Origin of the sequence: Pseudoroseomonas cervicalis ATCC 49957 (assembly GCF_000164635.1) — a bacterium.
Taxonomy (GTDB): domain Bacteria; phylum Pseudomonadota; class Alphaproteobacteria; order Acetobacterales; family Acetobacteraceae; genus Pseudoroseomonas; species Pseudoroseomonas cervicalis.
On sequence record NZ_GG770782.1, the window covers coordinates 204,084 to 207,005 of the forward strand.

Sequence of the window (2,922 nt, forward strand, 5' to 3'; positions counted from 1 at the left end):
GAGGCCGAGCCCCGCCGCGCCGCTCAGCGCCGCGCGCCGGGCAAGGGGATGGCCGAGCGGGTTCGGTCGGGTCATGGGCGTTCCTCCATCGTCGCGTCTTGGCGGCCCGGCCATTCGGGGGCCGCGTTCAGCCGGCATAGGCGCGCGCCGCCCCTTCCCTGGCAAGCGCCAGCTTGGAAGGGGGCCATAGCCTCAGGGCATGGGCAGCCCGGCGGAACGCTCGGCGATGGCCTGGCTCAGCAGCGTGGCGAAGGGCGGCAGGAAGCGGCCCTGCACCCGGTCCAGCACCCGGTGCAGATAGACGTTGAACCGCCCGGCTCCCAGCGCCGGCAGGATCGCCACGCGCCGCTCATCCACCGCCATGGCGCTGAAGGCATCGACCAGCGCGATGGCCAGCCCCGCCTCGGCCAGGGCGGCGGCGGATTCGGCGAAGCGCACCTGGTGGCGCCGGCCGGGGCTGGCGCCATCCAGCGCCAGCCAGGCGCTCAGCGCCTGGCCATGCACCGAATAGCCTTCGAACATGGCGAGCGCCCGCCCCTCCAGGTCACGCGGGCGCAGCGCCGGGCGGGAGGCCAGGTCCCAGCCGCGCGGCACCAGCGCGACCATGGCGCCCTGCCCCACATGCTGGCTGTGGATGCCCGCCTCGAGCAGCGGGTAGAGGGTGACGGCGGCCTCCCCCGGCCCGTCGCGCAGATAGGCCACCACCTGGCTGACCGACAGCACGTCGAGCCGCAGCGACAGCCCCGGATGCGCCGCCACCAGCCCGGCCAAGGCGCGCGGCACCAGCACCCGCCCCAGGCTGGGCGAGACGCCGAGCTGCAGATGCCCCTCCTCCGGCCGCGCGGCGCGGCTGGCGCGCTGCAAGGCGGCGCTAAGCCCCTCGAAGGCGCGGTCCACCTCCTCCAGCACCCGGCGCGCCTCGGCGGTGGGCGTCAGCCGGCCGGCGGCGCGGTCGAACAGCGGCACGCCGATCACATCCTCCATGCGGCGGATGACGCGGGTGACGGTGGGCTGGGCGATGCCCAGGCGCCGCGCCGCCCCCATCATGCTGCCGGCCTGCAGCACGGCGCGGAACACCTCGATCTGGCGCAGCGTCAGCATGGCGCCAAGCCTTGCCGCCCGCGCGCCCGACAGCCTCCGGGCGATCTGTCCACAGGGCTACGCACAGGCCGATCCCCAGATTCGGTGGATAAGTTTCGGTGGATAACGCGCCGTTCAGCCGGACGGCCGGAAGCCGAGCGCCGCCAGCCGCGCCCGCAGCGCCGGCTCGGCCAGCGCCGCCAGGAAGTCGCGCACCGCCGGCCTTTCGCGCCGCGCCTCGGGCAGGAAGAAGTCATAGTGCTCCTCCGCGACGGGCAGGAAGCCCAGGCCATAGGCGCGGGCCACCGTGTCGATCGCCAGCCCCCAATCGGCGCGGCCCTGCGCCACGGCGGCGGCCACCGCATTGTGCGATTTCGGCTGGTTGGCGTAGCCGGGCGGCCGCGCGCCCCCAAGCAGCCCATCCAGCAGGATGCGGGTGCCCGAGCCGGCATTGCGGTTGACCAGCAGGCAGGCCGGGTCGGCCACCGCGCGGGCGATGGCGTCGCGCGCCGCCAGCGCCTCGAAGCGGGCGTCGCCGGGGCGGAACACCACCCCCTGCATGCGCCGCCAGCCCGGCACCAGGGCGAGGCCCGGCTCCAGATAGGGGGTGTTGTAGGCGCCGCTGGCGGCCTCCAGCAGATGCGCCGGCGCGATGTCGCATTCGCCGCGCCGCGCCGCGGCCAGCCCGCCCAGGCTGCCCACCGCCAGGCAGCGGGCGCGCAGGCCCCGCTCCGCCAGCGCGTCCAGCACCGCATCCAGCCCGACGCAATGGCTGCCCATGATGGCCAGGTCCGGCAGGCGCGCTGATCCGCCGATCAGCCGCAGCCGCACCGGCGCCCCCCCCTCCACCCCCGCCGAGAGCGCGGGCACCGAAAAAAAGCCGTCGGCCTGGGCGAAGGCGGTGACACTCCCGGACCCCTTGCCGAGCGGCCAGGCGGTGAGCCCGCCCTCCGGCGCCTCGGCCAGCGAGGCCATGACGTATTCGGTGCGGCCGAGTTCGCTCGGGGTGCGCAGCGCCAGCCGCGCCTCGCGCTCCGTCTCCTCGCGCACCGGCAGGCCGGCCAGCGCCCGCAGCACCGGCACGACGAATTCATGGAAGGTGAAGATGGCCGAGGTCGGGAAGCCCGGCAGCACCACCACCGGCTTGCCCCCGGCGACCGCCAGGCAGAGCGGCTTGCCCGGCTTCAGCGCCACCCCATGCGCGACGATGCCGGGCGGGCCGAGCCGCGCCAGGATGCGGTGCGACACATCCCCCGCCCCCTTGCTGGTGCCGCCCGACAGCACCACCATGTCGGCCTCGGCCAGCGCCGCGCGCACGGCGGCCTCCAGCCTTGCCTCGTCATCCGGCAGGATGCCGCGCGGCAGCGCCTCGCCGCCATTCTCGGCCACCGCGGCGCACAGGATGGCGGCGTTGCTGTCGGCGATGGCGCCCGGCGGCAGGGGCAGCGCGCCGGGCGGCACCAGCTCGTCGCCGGTGGACAGCACCGCGACGCGCGGCCGCCGCACCACCGCGACCGCCGCATGGCCGGCGGCGGCCAGCATGCCGATCTCGCGCGCGGTGATGACGGCGCCGCGGCGCAGCAGCGTCTCGCCGCGCGCGATGTCGCTGCCGGCGAAGCCGATGAACTGGCCCGGCGCCACGGCGCGCTGCACCGCGATGGCGGGGCCGTCCGGCGTCTCCTCCAGCGCGCTGTGCTCGACCATCAGCACCGCATCGGCGCCGCGCGGGATGACGCCGCCGGTGGCAATGGCGGTCGCCGTGCCCGGCGCCACCTCCAGGCCGGGGGCGACGCCGCAGGCCAGCAGCTCGGCATTCAGCCGCAGCCGGCGCGGCGCGGCCTC

At 76.1% G+C, this 2,922-nt stretch carries 2 protein-coding genes; both read right to left on the reverse strand.

The genetic code is table 11. The annotated features are described in order from the left end of the window. Nucleotides 1-192: 192 nt before the first annotated feature. Nucleotides 193-1,101 carry a LysR family transcriptional regulator gene (locus HMPREF0731_RS17315; protein ID WP_007005479.1) on the reverse strand — a complete coding sequence of 303 codons (909 nt, stop codon included), beginning with the start codon at nucleotides 1,099-1,101 and terminating at the stop codon, nucleotides 193-195. Nucleotides 1,102-1,215: 114 nt separating this feature from the next. Next, nucleotides 1,216-2,922 (reverse strand): molybdopterin biosynthesis protein (locus HMPREF0731_RS17320; protein ID WP_007005480.1); only part of this gene is annotated, 1,707 nt, incomplete at its 5' end.